This is a genomic window from Brevibacillus sp. FIR094, assembly GCF_050477165.1.
GTDB lineage: Bacteria > Bacillota > Bacilli > Brevibacillales > Brevibacillaceae > Brevibacillus.
The window spans coordinates 18,956-34,717 of record NZ_JBEAES010000050.1 but is presented as its reverse complement, the minus strand read 5'-3'; the positions used below and the strand labels follow the sequence as shown (position 1 = coordinate 34,717).

General features: G+C 48.2%; 16 protein-coding genes and 1 pseudogene. All 17 read left to right on the top strand.

Translation table 11 applies throughout. The annotated features are described in order from the left end of the window. Window positions 1-205 (top strand): hypothetical protein (locus ACQ5DJ_RS27605; RefSeq protein WP_429845232.1); only part of this gene is annotated, 205 nt, incomplete at its 5' end. A gap of 30 nt (window positions 206-235) precedes the next feature. Continuing rightward, window positions 236-1,282 (top strand): NAD(P)/FAD-dependent oxidoreductase, encoded by a 1,047-nt coding sequence (locus ACQ5DJ_RS27600; RefSeq protein WP_429845231.1) that lies wholly within the window; start codon window positions 236-238, stop codon window positions 1,280-1,282. Between the two features lie 159 nt (window positions 1,283-1,441). After that, window positions 1,442-2,071, top strand: a complete 630-nt coding sequence (locus tag ACQ5DJ_RS27595) for a VanW family protein (protein ID WP_429845230.1) — start codon at window positions 1,442-1,444, stop codon at window positions 2,069-2,071. Window positions 2,072-2,206: 135 nt separating this feature from the next. After that, entirely contained in the window at window positions 2,207-2,752 is a 546-nt protein-coding gene (locus ACQ5DJ_RS27590) for a hypothetical protein (protein WP_429845229.1), read from the top strand. Between the two features lie 58 nt (window positions 2,753-2,810). Then, window positions 2,811-3,437 carry a fumarylacetoacetate hydrolase family protein gene (locus tag ACQ5DJ_RS27585; RefSeq protein WP_429845228.1) on the top strand — a complete coding sequence of 209 codons (627 nt, stop codon included), beginning with the start codon at window positions 2,811-2,813 and terminating at the stop codon, window positions 3,435-3,437. A 300-nt stretch (window positions 3,438-3,737) separates the two neighbouring features. Further along, on the top strand, window positions 3,738-4,640 hold the full coding sequence (locus ACQ5DJ_RS27580) for a C40 family peptidase (protein ID WP_429845227.1): 903 nt from the start codon (window positions 3,738-3,740) through the stop codon (window positions 4,638-4,640). 200 nt (window positions 4,641-4,840) lie between these two features. Next, window positions 4,841-5,446: a TetR/AcrR family transcriptional regulator gene (locus tag ACQ5DJ_RS27575; RefSeq protein WP_429845226.1), complete on the top strand. Its 606-nt coding sequence runs from the start codon at window positions 4,841-4,843 to the stop codon at window positions 5,444-5,446. Between the two features lie 33 nt (window positions 5,447-5,479). Beyond that, complete coding sequence (locus ACQ5DJ_RS27570; protein ID WP_429845225.1) at window positions 5,480-7,006, top strand: o-succinylbenzoate--CoA ligase; 1,527 nt, start codon at window positions 5,480-5,482, stop codon at window positions 7,004-7,006. A 10-nt stretch (window positions 7,007-7,016) separates the two neighbouring features. Next, window positions 7,017-7,433, top strand: a complete 417-nt coding sequence (locus tag ACQ5DJ_RS27565; protein WP_088907330.1) for a MaoC family dehydratase — start codon at window positions 7,017-7,019, stop codon at window positions 7,431-7,433. Further along, complete coding sequence (locus ACQ5DJ_RS27560; RefSeq protein WP_429845224.1) at window positions 7,430-8,473, top strand: 3-oxoacyl-ACP synthase; 1,044 nt, start codon at window positions 7,430-7,432, stop codon at window positions 8,471-8,473. Before ACQ5DJ_RS27565 ends, ACQ5DJ_RS27560 begins: the two co-directional genes overlap by 4 nt. Before the next feature lie 31 nt (window positions 8,474-8,504). Further along, window positions 8,505-9,713 carry a substrate-binding domain-containing protein gene (locus ACQ5DJ_RS27555; RefSeq protein WP_429845223.1) on the top strand — a complete coding sequence of 403 codons (1,209 nt, stop codon included), beginning with the start codon at window positions 8,505-8,507 and terminating at the stop codon, window positions 9,711-9,713. 12 nt (window positions 9,714-9,725) lie between these two features. Beyond that, window positions 9,726-10,496 (top strand): ABC transporter ATP-binding protein, encoded by a 771-nt coding sequence (locus ACQ5DJ_RS27550; protein ID WP_429845222.1) that lies wholly within the window; start codon window positions 9,726-9,728, stop codon window positions 10,494-10,496. Next, window positions 10,480-11,180 (top strand): annotated as a pseudogene (locus tag ACQ5DJ_RS27545) (ABC transporter ATP-binding protein). Before ACQ5DJ_RS27550 ends, ACQ5DJ_RS27545 begins: the two are co-directional and overlap by 17 nt. Before the next feature lie 26 nt (window positions 11,181-11,206). Continuing rightward, entirely contained in the window at window positions 11,207-12,067 is an 861-nt protein-coding gene (locus ACQ5DJ_RS27540) for a branched-chain amino acid ABC transporter permease (protein WP_429845221.1), read from the top strand. A gap of 49 nt (window positions 12,068-12,116) precedes the next feature. After that, window positions 12,117-13,073, top strand: a complete 957-nt coding sequence (locus ACQ5DJ_RS27535; RefSeq protein WP_429845233.1) for a branched-chain amino acid ABC transporter permease — start codon at window positions 12,117-12,119, stop codon at window positions 13,071-13,073. Window positions 13,074-13,208: 135 nt separating this feature from the next. Further along, on the top strand, window positions 13,209-14,792 hold the full coding sequence (locus tag ACQ5DJ_RS27530; protein WP_429845220.1) for an acyl-CoA synthetase: 1,584 nt from the start codon (window positions 13,209-13,211) through the stop codon (window positions 14,790-14,792). 105 nt (window positions 14,793-14,897) lie between these two features. After that, on the top strand, window positions 14,898-15,713 hold the full coding sequence (locus ACQ5DJ_RS27525; RefSeq protein WP_429845219.1) for a transglycosylase domain-containing protein: 816 nt from the start codon (window positions 14,898-14,900) through the stop codon (window positions 15,711-15,713). Window positions 15,714-15,762 lie beyond the last annotated feature (49 nt).

Here is a 15,762-nt window from a genome sequence, read left to right as displayed (position 1 = left end):
TTCAGGTTCTAGTGGTGGCAACACCGTGGAGGTTCAAGTCCTCTCGACCGCACCATATGGCAAACAACAGGTTCGTAAATTGGCTGATGAAGCTAATTACGAGCCTTTTTATTTTTTCTGGAATGTTGAATCCTCCTCCATTTTCCATTACAATCACATTGTGATAATGAATCTCATTTTCATCATGACTTTTGATGATTCATAAACAAACAAGAAAGACAGTGGAGGGGTAGTTGTGGGAGAACAGTTGGAGCTGTTTGATGTAACCATTATTGGCGGTGGCCCTGCGGGGATGTATGCTGCCTTTTATAGCGGAATGCGCGATATGAAGACGAAACTCATTGAAGCGAAAGAAGAGCTCGGTGGACGAATGTTGATCTATCCAGAAAAAATGATCTGGGATGTAGGCGGTGTACCACCACAGCTATGTGAAAAGCTGGTTGCCAATCTGGTGGAGCAAGCGAAGACATTTGATCCCACGATCGTGCTAGGCGAGGCGATTATTGGACTGGAGCCACAAGAAGATGGCACGTACATACTCGTTGCCAAATCGGGGAGACGGCATTGGACCCGCTCGATCATACTGGCTCTAGGCCGAGGTATTTTAAAAATGGCAAAGCTGGAGATCGAGGGCGCTGAGCGCTACGAGGTGACAAATCTTCATTATACGGTGCAGGAACTGGAGCCATTCCGTGGGAAGCACGTCCTCATCTCAGGGGGCGGCGACTCCGCCGTCGATTGGGCAAATGAACTGGTGCAAATCGCGGCTTCTGTAACTGTCGTGCATCGCCGTGATGTATTTGGTGGACATGAGCGGAATGTGAAGCGCATGAAAGAGTCATCTGCGATCGTTCGCACCCCATATGCGGTTACGCAATTGCAAAGCTCAGACAAAGAAACAATCGATAAAGCGACGATTCGTCATCTGGAGACGGATGAGATGGAGCAAATCGATGTCGACGCCATCATCGTCAATCACGGATTGAAGGCCGATTTTACTGGGATTAAAGAGTGGGGCTTGGACATGGATGAGTGGAACGTGTTTGTCAGTCCTCGTCTGGCAACGAATCTACCAGGGATTTTTGCGGCGGGAGATTTTGCGAGCTTTGACAGCAAGATTACGCTGATCGCGGGAGCATTCACCGATGCGGCTGTGGCCGTAAACAGTGCCAAATTACACATAGACCCGGTAGCAGATCGGATGGCCTATGTTTCTTCCCACAACCAGCGCTTTAAAGAAAAGAACAAGGCCCTCGGGGTTATCGATGAGGATGACGAATAGAGCCTGATGTAGGACAAAAAGCCCAACATTTGCAGGTTGCTTGTCGCTTTTCCCATACGTTACATTGTAAGAGACAAGGTGTAATCACAATGACAGACTATATAAATAGGGAACTTCGCGTCATTCAACAGATCAACAAATGTGGGAGAGGAAGTAGCAATGAAGAAAGTTCGGCATTGGCCGATCAGTATGGCGACAGTGGCCCTTGTGTTTTCGCTCGGCATGAACTACGCGCCTGAGCGTGCAATGGCGTTACAAGTAGATCCGTTATCTCCTGCTATCGAGTTGCAGGAAAAGTTACAGGAAAAGTATGTAGAGAAGATGGACCTCAAGGAAGAGGAGGTTCTCGGTTTTTATTACTCATCGATGAAGCACAGCACAGATGCGCGTAAACATAACATCAAGCAAGCATTGAACAAGATTCATAATAAAAAAATCAAGCCGCAACAGGTGTTTTCTTTTAATGAAACAGTGGGAAATTCGAATTTGCCAGAGGATGGTTGGCAGAAGGCAGGCGTCATTCAGAATGGCCAGCTCGCCGATGATTATGGAGGCGGGATTTGTCAGGTTTCCAGCACGCTTTACAATGCAGCTACTGAAGCGGGGATGATCACGGTGGAACGGCATAACCACAGCAAATCAGTGGGATACGTGCCTATGGGTCAAGATGCCACAGTAGCGTATGGCTATATGGATTTTCAATTTACCAACTTGTATGATTTCCCTGTGAAAATCAAAGCAAAATCATACGATGACGAACATGTTGTGATTGCGATCATACGTGCGTAGCTTAGAAGGAATAAAGGGGGCATCCTAATGGATGAACCCTGTTTTTTTCGGTATTTCGTCAGGAAAAAAATGGATGGTAATTTAGTTTTGAGTCATGCATTCCTGACCATACTGTTTTTAGAGGGAGGTGCCGTGATGTTCGTTCAGATGACAGGTGATTCACACAATCAAGAGGTTCTCGTCATGGGAGAACGGTTAGATCGCCAGCAGGATGGTTGCTATCTTTTGCCTGGGAGACTTGTCCACGCATTGAAGCCACAGGATTTGCCGGTAGGAATCCCATTCAAGCTCTCTGGTGCGCTGCCCTCTGGCTACGGGTTTTATCGGGAGGACTCTGTTATTTTTAAGCGGACGAATGATACTCCCTCCTTGTGGATTGATGTTACTTCTACATATATGGTTGCTGAATGGGATGGTATGTTCTCGGTAGAAGCGACGGTTGAAGCCAGAAAGCATGTCGTGGAACAACAACAGCAGTTTGCCTTTGTTCTTTCCGAAGCGACAGAGCAGCAAGTGATTTTTCATTACGAATTTTCCTGGTGCTCTGACCAAGAGATGGATCTGGAGAGTGCGTTGGAATCCATTTGTGATACCGTGATTGAAGTAGAAGCACGAGGGAATGCCCGTCTTTGGCCTGGCTATCGAAACTACATGGAAGAGGACGAACAAGACAAGCTGTAATACGACGTGCTGTCATGATATAGTGAAAAAAGAGACAGCCACCAAAGGAGAGGACAAAATGGAGTCAGTCAAAAATATTTACTGTATCGGTCGCAACTATCGATTGCATGCTGCGGAGTTGGGGAACGATGTGCCAACCAAGCCAATGATCTTTGATAAGCCAACACATGCGCTTGCAATGGCAAATGGCGAGGCCATTGAGCTTCCGGCATCTCGTGGAGAGCTCCATTATGAGGCGGAGCTTGTGATTCACATCGCGAGACCGTATGCGGCTGGAGTTACACTTGACGAGATGATTGACAAAATAGCACTCGGGATCGACTTTACTTTGCGGGATGTTCAGAGCGAGCTGAAGAAAGCAGGGCATCCATGGTTGTTGGCAAAAGGGTTTAAAAATTCAGCCATTTTGACGTCGTTTCATCCTTTCCCTGGTATTCAAGCGCTGCACCAAACGGATTTCACTTTGCTGAAAAATGGAGAGCAAGTGCAACGCGGTAATCTTCGTGATGTGATTTTTGATTTGGAAACCATTATTGCCTATATATCCGAACATCTAGGATTAGATCAAGGGGATATTATTTACACAGGTACGCCAGCGGGGGTAGGACCTGTTACGGATGGAGATGTCCTCACTCTCAAGTGGGGAGAAGAGACTTGGGGGCAATTTACGGCGAAAATGAAATAGGTACGACAAGAGAACCATCTTCTGACAGAAACAAGCAGAAGATGGTTTTTGATTGGGTTCGGGCCAGCAAAATAGCCATTTCTTGCGACGAAAATAATCTTTGATACCGTTTTGTAACTTTTGTGGTTCCATGGAACTAAGAAGTAGCAATGGCCTACTTTGCCCCCTGTTTTCTGACTAGTCCCATGCTACCAATTCCACTATTGGAAAATTTTACGGTCTTATCCTCCTGTTTCCTCCTGCGCTATTCTGTCCATGTACCCAAGACGGGTGCCACAACATGACAAGGAGGAAAAGAAAGTGACGAAACGAGATTGGGTAATGAAGTCAACAGTAGCAGTCATGCTGAGTACGTCCCTGTTAATGGGTGGTCAAGTTGGAGAAGTGGCCGCTAAGACACAAGATTCAAAACAGTCAGAGGTTGCGAAAGTTGCTACTTCATTGATTGGGAAGGATTACGAGTACAAAGCAAAGGGACCGAAGCAATTCGGATCTGCAGAGCTGGCTACGTATGCGTACAAACAAGTAGGGATTTCCATTGGGAGCACAATCTCTAGCCTGTACAAGACTGGGAGTAAAGTATCCGAAAAAAGCGTGGCGCCAGGAGATTTGGTGTTCTTCGCCTCTAGCGGAAGCGGAAGCCCAACTTTTATGGGAATATACATAGGCAGTGATCAATTCGTCTATTCTTCGAAAGGGGAAGACGAGGTAGTTGTAAAAACATACTCGAAGTACAGTGACAAATTTGTAGGGGCTCGTCGTGTTATTGATAGCAATTCCTCAGGGAATACACCTAGCAAGCCAGAACAGCCTGTAAGCAAAACCGCCGATCAGGTCATTAAAAATGGCGAAAAGTACTTGGGCACGAAGTACAAATACGGTTCAAGTAGCAGCACAACCAGTACGTTCGACTGCTCTTCCTTTACCCAACGTGTATTCAAGGAAGCGGGTATTACTTTGCCACGCGATTCCCGTCAGCAATCGACTGTTGGGAAATCTGTTTCCAAAAGCAACCTGCAAAAAGGTGATCTGATCTTCATGAAGGCCTCTGTAAACAGTTCTTCTGATCGGATTACACACGTGGCTATTTACGCAGGGAATGGGAAAATCCTGCACACTTACGGTAGTCCTGGTGTGACTTACTCCAAGTACGATGGAACGAACTGGGAGAAGCGCACTGTGAAAATCAAGCGTGTAATCTAATCATACAACTTCAAAGTGTTTACTCCGCTCTCGTGCATTCGTACGGGAGCTTTTTTATGTGCTTTTGTATAATAAGACGTTGCTTCACTTTGTTTGTTACGCGTCAATTATTGCCAACTGAGTCTCCCTTGAATGAGTGCGAAAAATACACGTTGTAATATTCTGAATTATACATATAATAAAACTGAGAGGTGATTCAGGTGTCAGAAAATAGTCTACCTACCCCTGTTTTGACCAAAAAAGGACAGGAAACCCGCAAAAAAATACTGGATGCCGCAGAGCATGTGTTTGGCGAGCTGGGTTATTATGATGCGTCCATCGTCTTGATCACACAGCATGCACAGGTATCCCAAGGAACGTTTTACAATTATTTCGAGTCGAAGAAAACGATTTATGATGAATTGATCAGGCAGCTGAGCAGAGAGCTTCGTTCGACGATCAAAGAAGCGATCATGGGAGCAACCACACAAGAAGAGAATTTGCGCCTAGGATTTCTGGCCTTTTTTCGTTGGATCAAACATCATCGCAACATGTACAGCATTATTCAACAGGCTGCCCTCGTCGATCAGGAGCTGTATCGCTGGTACTACGCCAAACTAGCAGCGGGGTACGTACGAAGTCTGAAGAACGCCATGAACGAAGGTGCATTTCGAGAGATGGATCATGAGACGTTGGCTTATTGTCTCATGTCGATCGGACAATTCATCGGGATGCGCTGGGTTTACTGGGAAAATGAAGACGTACCGGAAGAGGTGTTAGAAACAGCCATGTCGATGATTATGAAAGGGATTGCTGCCAAGCCGTAACCGATCCATATTATAGGCAAAGGAGTAGAGCTCATGCACGGAATTGCTTATTGGATTGAAAAGCGAGCCCGAATCACTCCGACGCGGATCGCAGTGATTGCCAACGATGAATCACTTACGTATCAGCAAATGAATGAGCAGATCCAACGTCTTGCCAACTATTTACGACATGAGCTACAGGTCAAAAAGGGGGACAGGATCGGCATTTTGTCCCAAAACAGTTTGGAGTATGTGCTTCTGCTGTTTGCCATCGCCAAACTCGGTGCGATTGCCGTCCCCTTTAATATCCGCTTGACCCCTACAGAATTAGACTATCAGTTTGAGGATAGTGGTATCCGCGTACTATGTGCCCAGCCGGAGTTCGCTGCCACCATTGAGATGATCAAAGGGAAGGCCAGTGTTGCGCACATGATATGGCTGGAACCGGGAGAACTCCCTTGGAGTCAGGATGGGCTGAGTGAGTCATCCCAGCACAGTAGGAGCGAGGCAGATGACGGCAGTGGAGATGATCCATACATCATTTGCTATACATCAGGAACGACAGGAAAGCCTAAGGGAGCAGTGCTCACACAAGAAAATATGTTTTGGAACTCTGTACACAATGTAGCCGCGCTTGATCTCACCTCAGAAGACTGCTCGATTGTCTTATTGCCACTCTTTCATATCGGGGGAATCGGACTGTTTGCCTTCCCTACATGGCTTGCTGGCGGACGTGTCGTTGTCGCCGGGAAGTTCGACCCTGATAAAGCGATTCAATTAATCGAAACACACCAAGTCACCATCGTGATGGGTGTGCCCGCCATCCATGAAGCCATTCGTCAAAGTCCCTTATTTGCTACCACATCATTCGATTCTGTCCGTTGGTTTTACAACGGCGGCGCTCCATGCCCCATGGAACTCATCCAGCATTTTCAGGAGCGAGGCCTCCCTTTTGGACAAGGATACGGCCTAACAGAAACATCCCCCACCGTGTTTATGATTGCGAAGGAAGATGCACAAAGAAAAGCCGGCTCAATCGGCAAGCCCGTCATGTTTTGTGAAGTCCGCCTGATCTCGGATGACGGAAAAGACGTGGGTCAGGGCAAAATCGGAGAATTGCTCGTCAAAGGTCCGAATGTGATGAAGGAATACTGGAACAAACCAGTAGAAACAGCCAAGACCATCCGAGATGGGTGGCTGTACACAGGGGATTTGGCACGTTTTGATGAAGAAGGATTCGCCTATATCGTAGGAAGGCGCAAAGACATGATTATCTCAGGCGGGGAGAACATTTATCCGCTGGAGCTGGAGCAGGTCATCGGCGAGCTGGATGACGTACAGGAAGCCGCAGTCGTCGGTGTACCCGATGATAAATGGGGAGAGGTCGCGAAGGCGTTTATCGTGCCCAAATCAGGTGCAGTCATCACGGAAGCACACATGAAAGCGCACTGTGAGCAAAGGCTGGCGAAGTATAAAATCCCGAAGTCATTCGTGTTTCTGAACGAACTGCCACGCAATGCAACAGGGAAAATAGTCAAGCAAGCATTGACCAGATTGAAGAGCGATTCCATTACGCAATGAGGTGATTCGTATGGCAAGATTTGCAATAGGGGAGCAAGCATCTTTTAGCAGAACGATTACGGAAACAGATATCGTTCTATTTGCGGGGATGAGTGGGGATTACAATCCGGTGCACATCGACCAACAGTACGCAAAAGACACGCGATTCGGCCAGCGTATCTCACATGGACTGTTGACGGCGAGCATGTTGTCCAGATTGCTCGGGATGCAGCTGCCTGGCATCGGTTCTATTTACAAGGACCAGACTATTCAGTTTACGGCTCCGGTATTGATCGGAGACACGATCACTGCGACCGCCACTGTGCTGGAGTATCAGGAAGAGCGAGGCATAATCCGATTGCTTACGGAATGCACGAACCAGCATGGAAAAGTAGTCCTGACTGGAACAGCGACGATGCTCGTACCGAAGGAAGGAGCGAAAGTATGAATCATCTTGAAGCAAATACGATCCATGAGCAGACTATCGGAGTGGAAGCGACGTCCGTATTTTTTCCGGAGGGAGTAGAAACAGCTGAGAGATTGGCTGAAAAGACCGGAATTCCCGCGCAAGTCATTATCGAAAAATTCGGTCTATATCAAAAGCATGTTGCAGATGACACCCTTCATGCATCAGACCTTGCTGTACTCGCTGCCCAACAGCTGACCGGCTCGGTGATCGATCCATCTGAAATTGACGTGATTATTTACTTCGGCAGTCCGCACAAAGATTACTATGTATGGTCCAGCGCACCGAAGATTACATACGAACTAAAAGCGACAAATGCTTACGGTTTCGAGATGATGAACGTCAGCTCGTGCTTTCCAATCGCCTTGAAGGTTGCCAAAGATATGCTGACAGCAGATGCATCCATTGAAAACATCTTGCTCGTTGCTGGCTGTAAAGAATCACAAATCGTCGATTACGATAATCCTCGCTCACGCTTCATGTTTAATTTTGCAGATGGGGGGACAGCGGCTCTCGTAAAGCGTGGTGCTACAAAGAGTAGAATTCTCCACAGTTGTGTCATTACTGATGGTTCTTTTCACGATGATGTAAGGGTGCCCGCAGGCGGATCGAGGCACAAACCTAGTCATGAAACGGTAGAAAACAGACTCCACTACATCGATGTGCCGAATCCGAGCGATATGAAAGAACGACTTGATCCCATCTCGATACCGAATTTTGTCCATGTCGTAGAGCAGGCATTGGCGAAAAGCAATCGTTCCTTGCGGGATATAGCGCTACTGCTTCCTTTGCATACAAAGCGTTCGATGTTCTTAGAGTTGTTGGAACGTTTGCAACTTAGTGAGGAGCAGGCCGTCTATCTCGATCATTACGGGCATTTGTCTGCACTCGATCCGTGTATTGGACTGCATGTCGCACAGCAAGAGGGACGTCTTGCTCCTGGGGATATTGTCGTTGCTGTCAGTGCTGGAACTGGATATACGTGGGCTGCAACCGTACTGGAATGGTTAGCCGAATCGTAATGAACATTTTGACTTTCGAGGAGGAACGGGCATGAAAAAAAGAGGATGGAAAATGTTGCTCCCGCTAGCGATGTCTGTCGTGCTTGCTGTTGGTTGCAGCCAAAATGAAAGCGCTTCATCTGGTGGCAGTCATACGATCAAGGTAGGCGTACTCGCTTCGCTCACGGGGCCATTGGAGAGCTACGGCAAGCAGACGGTAAGAGGTTTTGAGCTCGGGCTCGATTATGCAACAGAGGGCAAGCGAGAGATCGCTGGCAAAAAAATCGAGTTTGTCGTTGAGGATACGGAGACGAAGCCGGATGTCGCCGTCCAAAAAGCGACGAAGCTCCTGGAGACCGACAAGGTAGATTTTCTCGTAGGCTCCTCGAGTTCAGGCGATACGCTAGCTGTTCTTCCCCTGGCAGAAGAGTACAAAAAAATCATGGTCGTAGAACCGGCTGTAGCAGATAGTATCACCGGGAAAAATTGGAACAAGTACATTTTCCGCACAGGTCGAAATTCTTCGCAGGACGCAGTTGCTGGCGCTGCGGCGATTGCTTCCAAAGGAACGAAGATCGCGACGATGGCCCAAGACAGTGCCTATGGTCGAGAAGGGATTGAAGCCTTTAAGACCGCGGCTGAAAAATTAGGGGCTGTCATTATCGAAGAACAATACGTGGACACGAACACGACTGATTTTACTGCCAACATCCAAAAAATCATTAGCGCCAAACCCGAATATGTGTTCATCACGTGGGCAGGCTCGAACTCCCCGTGGAAACAGCTTCAAGATATGCAGGTTCAGCAAAAAGGCATCAAGGTGTCCACGGGAGCGCCTGATATCGCTGCCTTGAAAACGATGGAGGCCATGATCGGAATGGAAGGTTTCTCGGTGTATTACCATTCGCTCCCGAAAACGAAAATGAACGACTGGCTCATCGATGAGCACAAGAAGCGTTTTCAAGGTGAGATTCCAGATTTATTTACGGCAGGTGGGATGACGGCAGCTGTATCGATTGTGGAAGCACTGAAAAAGACGAACGCGGATACAGATTCGGAGAAGTTGATTACTGCGATGGAAGGTATGACCTTTGATACGCCGAAGGGCCAGATGCAGTTCCGAGTCGAGGACCATCAGGCACTGCAAACGCTGTACGCAATCAAGCTGGAGAAGAAAGATGGAGTCGATCATCCAGTCCCTGTACTCGTTCGGGAGATGACGATGGAAGAGACAGCACCACCTGTCAGGAACCAGAAGTAGAGGAGGTGTGTGATGAGTTACTTGTTGGAAACGGTTGACGTTAGCGTAGCATTCGGGGAGCAAACAGTCATAAACAAGGTATCGCTAAGAATCCCGAAGCAGCGTTTTACTTCGATCATCGGACCGAATGGAGCCGGAAAGACGACGTTGTTTAACTTGTTAAGCGGGCAGCTTACTCCATCGCAAGGAACGATCAAGTACAAGGGGCAAGTTATTACGCACTTGCCTCCAGCGGCACGAACGAGATTGGGTATTGGACGATCGTTTCAATTGACAAACTTATTTCCCAAGCTAACGGTGCGGGAAAATATACGATTAGCCGTGCAAGCCGCTCAGGGCATTCGGTTTCGGTTATGGATTTCCCAGGCAGATCAGATGCGACAAGCTGAGGAAGTTGAGCGATTGCTGCATATGGTATTGCTGGAGAAAAAGGTGGATGTGCTGGCAAGCCTACTGGCGCATGGGGAGAAACGAAAGCTGGAGCTAGCCATGCTCCTTGGACTGCGTCCGGATGTTCTCTTACTCGACGAACCGACGGCAGGGATTTCGTTGGAGGAAGTCCCAGCTGTATTGAAGGTGATCGAATCGATTAAGGAAAGCAATTCATGCACGATCATCCTAATCGAACACAAGATGGACATGGTCAAATCACTCTCCGATCACATAGTCGTACTATTTCATGGAGAGCTATTGGCTGAGGGGACACCGACTGACATGATGCGAAATGAACAGGTGCAGTCTGCCTACTTGGGAGGGTTGTATAAGCATGATGCTGCAACTTGATCACATCGAAACGTACCTCGACCAGTTTCACATCTTGCAGGGTGTCTCGCTATCCGTGCAAGCAGGCAGTATTACTGTCCTGTTTGGACGAAACGGCGCGGGCAAAACAACGACGCTTCGTTCCATCATGGGCTTGCCCCGATCCGTCATGGCCAAATTCGCTATCTAGGAGAAGAAATCGGACATCTGCCGACCTATTCTATTGCGCGTAAGGGGATTGGCTATGTTCCTGAGAATCAAGGGATTTTTCATGATTTTACGGTAGAAGAGACGTTCCGGCTCGCCATGCAAAAAAATGACGACGAACAAAAAGAAAAGCTCGCGTGGATGCTGGATCTATTCCCTGACCTGCGTCATTACTGGAAAAAGAAAAGTGGGCACTTAAGCGGAGGTCAAAAGCAAATGCTGGCGATTGCACGAGCTTATGTGAACAGCAACGGACTCTTGTTAATTGATGAGCCGAGCAAGGGACTGGCGCCCATCATGGTTGAAAAGCTCATGTTCCACATCGAATCGATGAAGCAGAAAACGACCGTGCTTTTAGTCGAGCAAAACTTTATGATGGCGAGCATGATCGGCGAGCAGTACTACTTGATGGATGAAGGGAAAATTGTCCGCGGTGGCGCGATGCAGGAGTTGAAGGATGATGCAGATACGCGACAAAAATATTTGGGCATTGCCTGAACGTATAACAGGGAGGGGCGGATGAAATGGATGTCGCGACTAATTTGCTTGTAAATGGACTGGCGACGGGCATACTCATTTTCCTGCTCGCTTCCGGGCTCACGTTAATTTTTGGCTTAATGAGTGTGTTGAACTTTGCCCACGGTGGATTGTTTGCCTGGGGAGCTTTTGCTGGTGTATGGCTTTTCGGATTGACGGATAGCTTTCTTCTGGCCATTGTAGGTGCCGTCGTCATCGGGATGCTGCTCGGGTTCGTGTTAGAGCGTGTGCTGATCCGTCCGGTGTACGGTGATCACATTCAGCAACTGCTCGTGACACTGGGCGGGATGCTCGTGATAAGTGAATTGCTCAAGGTGTTTTGGAGCCCCAATCCCATTCGGGCAGTATTACCAGATTATTTGCAAGGGAGCATCGAGTTTGGCGACATCATACTGATTACGTATCGCTTGTTTGTCATCGCAGTCGGAATCGTTGTGTACGTTGGGTTGCACCTGCTGTTGACGAGAACGAGACTAGGCTTGATCGTCCGTGCAGGCGTGATCGATAAGGAAATGGTGCAGGCACTCGGCATTAATATTAAACAAGTGTTTACTTTCGTCTTTTTGCTGGGGGCAGGCATGGCTGCGCTCGGAGGAAGTCTACTGGCACCGTATTCAGGGGTTATTTTTGCGGAAATGGGTATGCAGTATGCGATTCTGGCATTCATCGTCGTCATTGTTGGTGGGATGGGAAGCGTTCAAGGCTCTATGATTGCGGCGCTTTTAGTAGGGGTGCTTGGCTCGTTTATGGCTTACTTCGTTCCAGAGCTTTCACTGGCAGTGAACATGCTACTGATGCTGGCAGTGCTGCTTATCAAACCATCCGGCCTGCTAGGAGCGAAGGGGTGATCATGCGTTGACTAGATCGGGATTGTTGAACCATCGTTTTATTCTTTTCGTGTTTTTGTCTTTGGCGGTTTTGCCGTTTTTTTCAGACTCGCGAAGCATGTACATCATGTTCACCCAAATCTTTATCTTTGCGATTTTTGCGATGAGCTTTGATTTGTTGCTAGGCTATACGGGGATCGTCTCATTCGGACACTGTATGTTTTTCGGAATAGGTGCGTACTCCGTGTCCTTATTCCTGAAAAACTTTGACGCAACGATCAGTTATTTCTTGCTTGGCGTTCTCGTTGCTATCGTGATCTCCGGTATTCTCAGCTATTTGATCGGGATGCTTTCCTTGCGGTTGAAAAGTCATTTTTATGCGATGCTAACCTTGGCGATTTCTCAGCTGCTATTCGTATTGGCAGAAAAATGGCGCTCGCTGACGATGGGTGGGGATGGCTTCACCTTTCCGGTGCCTGAGCTGTTTCGTGATCGTTTGTCCTTTTACTATGTATGCCTGATCCTAATGGTCTTGCTGTTCGTCATCTTGCGGGCGTTTACGCACTCTCCACTCGGCAAGGTATTGAAAGCCATCGGTCAAAATGAACAACGTGCGGAAGCGTTAGGCTATCAAATTCTTCATTATAAGGTAATCGTCAGCATTGTCGCTGGAGTGGTTGCTGCGATTAGTGGAGGCTTGTACGCAGTCATGCTACGCTTCGTGAACACCCAAGTGTTTTCGATTGAAACGACGCTGGATGCGCTCTTGATGAGCATGATCGGTGGGCTGGGAACGCTTTTTGGCTCCATTTTGGGATCAGGGATCGTGGAGTTGGCACATCACGGGTTGACGGAGTTGGCGAAGCTTCATCCGATTTTCGAAAGATGGGTCATCTTCCTAGGCTTGCTCTATATTTTGGTCGTGCTCTGTTTCCCTAGCGGAATCGTCGGAAGCGTTCAAGAGTGGAGGGAAAAAAGAAAACAGCGATCCATGCAGGCTACAACGATTACGGAACAAGTAGAGTGATAGGAATGAATGGAGGAGGTCAACCCGTGCAAATGGTTGGCCTTTTTTTGTCCCATTTTTGTCGAAAGAAAAAGGTGAGAATTATAGTTATGTCGAATTATTATTCATCAATCTTAGAAAAGGTGGAGATGTGCCATGGAATTAAACATTCCAGTGAACTATAACTTCGCTGCCCAGGTGGACGAATGGGCGAGAAAACATCCAGAGAGACGAGCGGTTTGGGAGCTGGATGAACAAGATCAGGAACATATCCTTACGTACGAGGATTTGCGCCAATATTCAAATAAAATCGCGAATGGTCTAGGGTCCATTGGAATTGAGCATGGGGATCGGGTACTCGTCCTGGTTTCCCGAGGGACATTGGCCTATGGTGTCTATTTGGCATTGTTGAAGCTGGGGGCAGTGATTTTGCCAGGGTCAGAGATGCTGCGTTACAAAGATATCGAGTACCGGATCAATCATGCAAAAGTCAAGGCTGTGATCAGCTTTGCGGGAGCAATGAGTGAGGTTGACCTGACGAGAGGCAACTGTTCTACCCTGCAACACTACATCACGACGGGCGAAGAGAAAGAAGGATGGATTTCGCTTGAGGGATTGCTCGAGGGGCAGGACACAGAATTTGAGGTCGTAAGCACGAAGTCGGATGAGCTGGCCTTCCTGTCTTATACATCAGGTACGACTGGGGGACCCAAAGGGGTTATGCACGTTCACGGTTGGCCGTTTGCGCATTTGGCTGTGGCGGCTACACAGTGGCTGGACGTTCGCGAAGGTGACGTGGTTTGGGCAACGGCTGGGCCGGGTTGGGCCAAATGGATATGGAGCCCGTTTGTCTCTACGTTAGGGCTGGGAGCGACCGCGTTTGTCTATAAAGGAAAGTTTTCGGCAGAGAATTATTTGACGATTCTGCAAAATTATCCGGTTTCTGTCTTGTGTGCGACGCCAACCGAGTACAGAATCATGGCAAAAGTCACGGATTTGGAACAATACAAGCTGTCCGCCTTGCGCTCTGCATGTTCGGCCGGTGAACCGCTCAATCGGGAAGTGATCGAGACATTCCGCCGCGTATTCCAGTTGACCGTGCGAGATGGATACGGACAGACAGAGAATACTTTGCTGGTGGGTACCTTTGTTGGTATGGAGCCAAGACCAGGTTCGATGGGCAAGCCATCGCCAGTTGTGCGGATCGCCATTATTGATGAAGAAGGAGCGGAGGTGCCAGTAGGCAAAGTGGGTGATATTGCCATTGATCGTCATATGGTAGCGCTATTCAAAGGCTATCTGGATGATCCCGGTCGCACTGCCAGAGCGTTTCGCGGTGACTGGTACGTGACGGGTGACCAAGGTCGCATGGACGAAGATGGCTACATCTGGTTCGAAGGACGTTCGGACGACATTATCATCTCAGGCGGATATACGATTGGTCCGTTTGAGGTCGAGGATGCGTTGGTGAAGCACGCGGCTGTAGCGGAGTGTGCGGCGGTTGCCAGTCCAGATGCAGAGCGTGGTCATGTGGTAAAAGCCTTCGTCATCTTGAAAAAAGGGAATGAGCCATCCGAAGAGTTGATCGTGGAATTGCAAAACCATGTGAAGCAATTAACTGCACCGTATAAATACCCACGCAAAATCGAATTTGTACAGGAACTGCCGAAAACGACCTCCGGTAAAATCAGGCGGATCGAGCTACGGCAGCAAGAGGCACAGCAAAATCAGCAGTCGTAATGGTTTGTCTTACGAAATTGTAAGATTGCTGTAAGTGGATTCGATGGGACGAAATGCGCGCATCCCCTACAATGTGAGTAGAAGCAAGGTAAGGGGGAATGCAGCATGAACCACCTTCCAATCCCATTAGGAAGAAACACCGACTTGTATGAAGCGGCGAGCATGCCTAAGAGCATCAAGAAACTCGGTGTTCGTTGGAAAAAACGACTGCGTATCAGTTTCCTCGTGATCATGATGGCAGTTATCCTTGCGCCGATCGTGCTTGCGTGGACAGGGAATATATGGATAGATGAAAAAAAGCTGACTGCTGTACAGCAATCCAATAGCTATGTAAAGCTGGACGAAATGCCTGATCATGTGTGGCAGGCGTTCGTTGCGATTGAGGATCATCGATTTATGCAGCATCCAGGAGTAGATCCGATTGGATTGAGCCGAGCGATCTGGGTGGATATCAAGGAAGGTGCCTACGTGCAGGGTGGAAGTACAATCACCATGCAGTTGGCGCGAAACCTGTTTCTGACGAACGACAAAACGATGACTAGAAAAGTGAAGGAAATCGCGATCGCTTTGCAATTGGAACAGCGATACAGCAAAAAAGAACTGCTGGAAATGTACCTCAACGTCATTTATTTCGGGCACGGAAAATACGGGATTGGCGAGGCTGTTCCCTTTTACTACGGAAAAAAAGCAACAGAAACAGGGGATCGAGCGGTTACACTGGGAGAAGCGGCCATGCTGGCTTCTTTACCGAAAGGACCAGAGCGTTACTCTCCGGTAAAGAACTGGGACCGAGCCAAACAACGGCAGGCGGTTGTACTGAACCGGATGAACGAATTGGACGTGATCGATCAAAGCGAAAGTACTTTGGCAAAGAACGAGCAGATTTACGTTGTCCCTACTGCCAAACGAGCAGGGAAATAAACGAATGTGATGGAATCCCCTGTCTAGATGGCAGGGGTTTTTGCCACAT

Coding starts and splice junctions, on each gene's coding strand:
- ACQ5DJ_RS27595 (WP_429845230.1), top strand. CDS start 1,442: ATGAAGAAAGTTCGGCATTGGCCGATCAGTATGGCGACAGTGGCCCTT.
- ACQ5DJ_RS27590 (WP_429845229.1), top strand. CDS start 2,207: ATGTTCGTTCAGATGACAGGTGATTCACACAATCAAGAGGTTCTCGTC.
- ACQ5DJ_RS27585 (WP_429845228.1), top strand. CDS start 2,811: ATGGAGTCAGTCAAAAATATTTACTGTATCGGTCGCAACTATCGATTG.
- ACQ5DJ_RS27570 (WP_429845225.1), top strand. CDS start 5,480: ATGCACGGAATTGCTTATTGGATTGAAAAGCGAGCCCGAATCACTCCG.
- ACQ5DJ_RS27565 (WP_088907330.1), top strand. CDS start 7,017: ATGGCAAGATTTGCAATAGGGGAGCAAGCATCTTTTAGCAGAACGATT.
- ACQ5DJ_RS27560 (WP_429845224.1), top strand. CDS start 7,430: ATGAATCATCTTGAAGCAAATACGATCCATGAGCAGACTATCGGAGTG.
- ACQ5DJ_RS27555 (WP_429845223.1), top strand. CDS start 8,505: ATGAAAAAAAGAGGATGGAAAATGTTGCTCCCGCTAGCGATGTCTGTC.
- ACQ5DJ_RS27550 (WP_429845222.1), top strand. CDS start 9,726: ATGAGTTACTTGTTGGAAACGGTTGACGTTAGCGTAGCATTCGGGGAG.
- ACQ5DJ_RS27540 (WP_429845221.1), top strand. CDS start 11,207: ATGGATGTCGCGACTAATTTGCTTGTAAATGGACTGGCGACGGGCATA.
- ACQ5DJ_RS27530 (WP_429845220.1), top strand. CDS start 13,209: ATGGAATTAAACATTCCAGTGAACTATAACTTCGCTGCCCAGGTGGAC.
- ACQ5DJ_RS27525 (WP_429845219.1), top strand. CDS start 14,898: ATGAACCACCTTCCAATCCCATTAGGAAGAAACACCGACTTGTATGAA.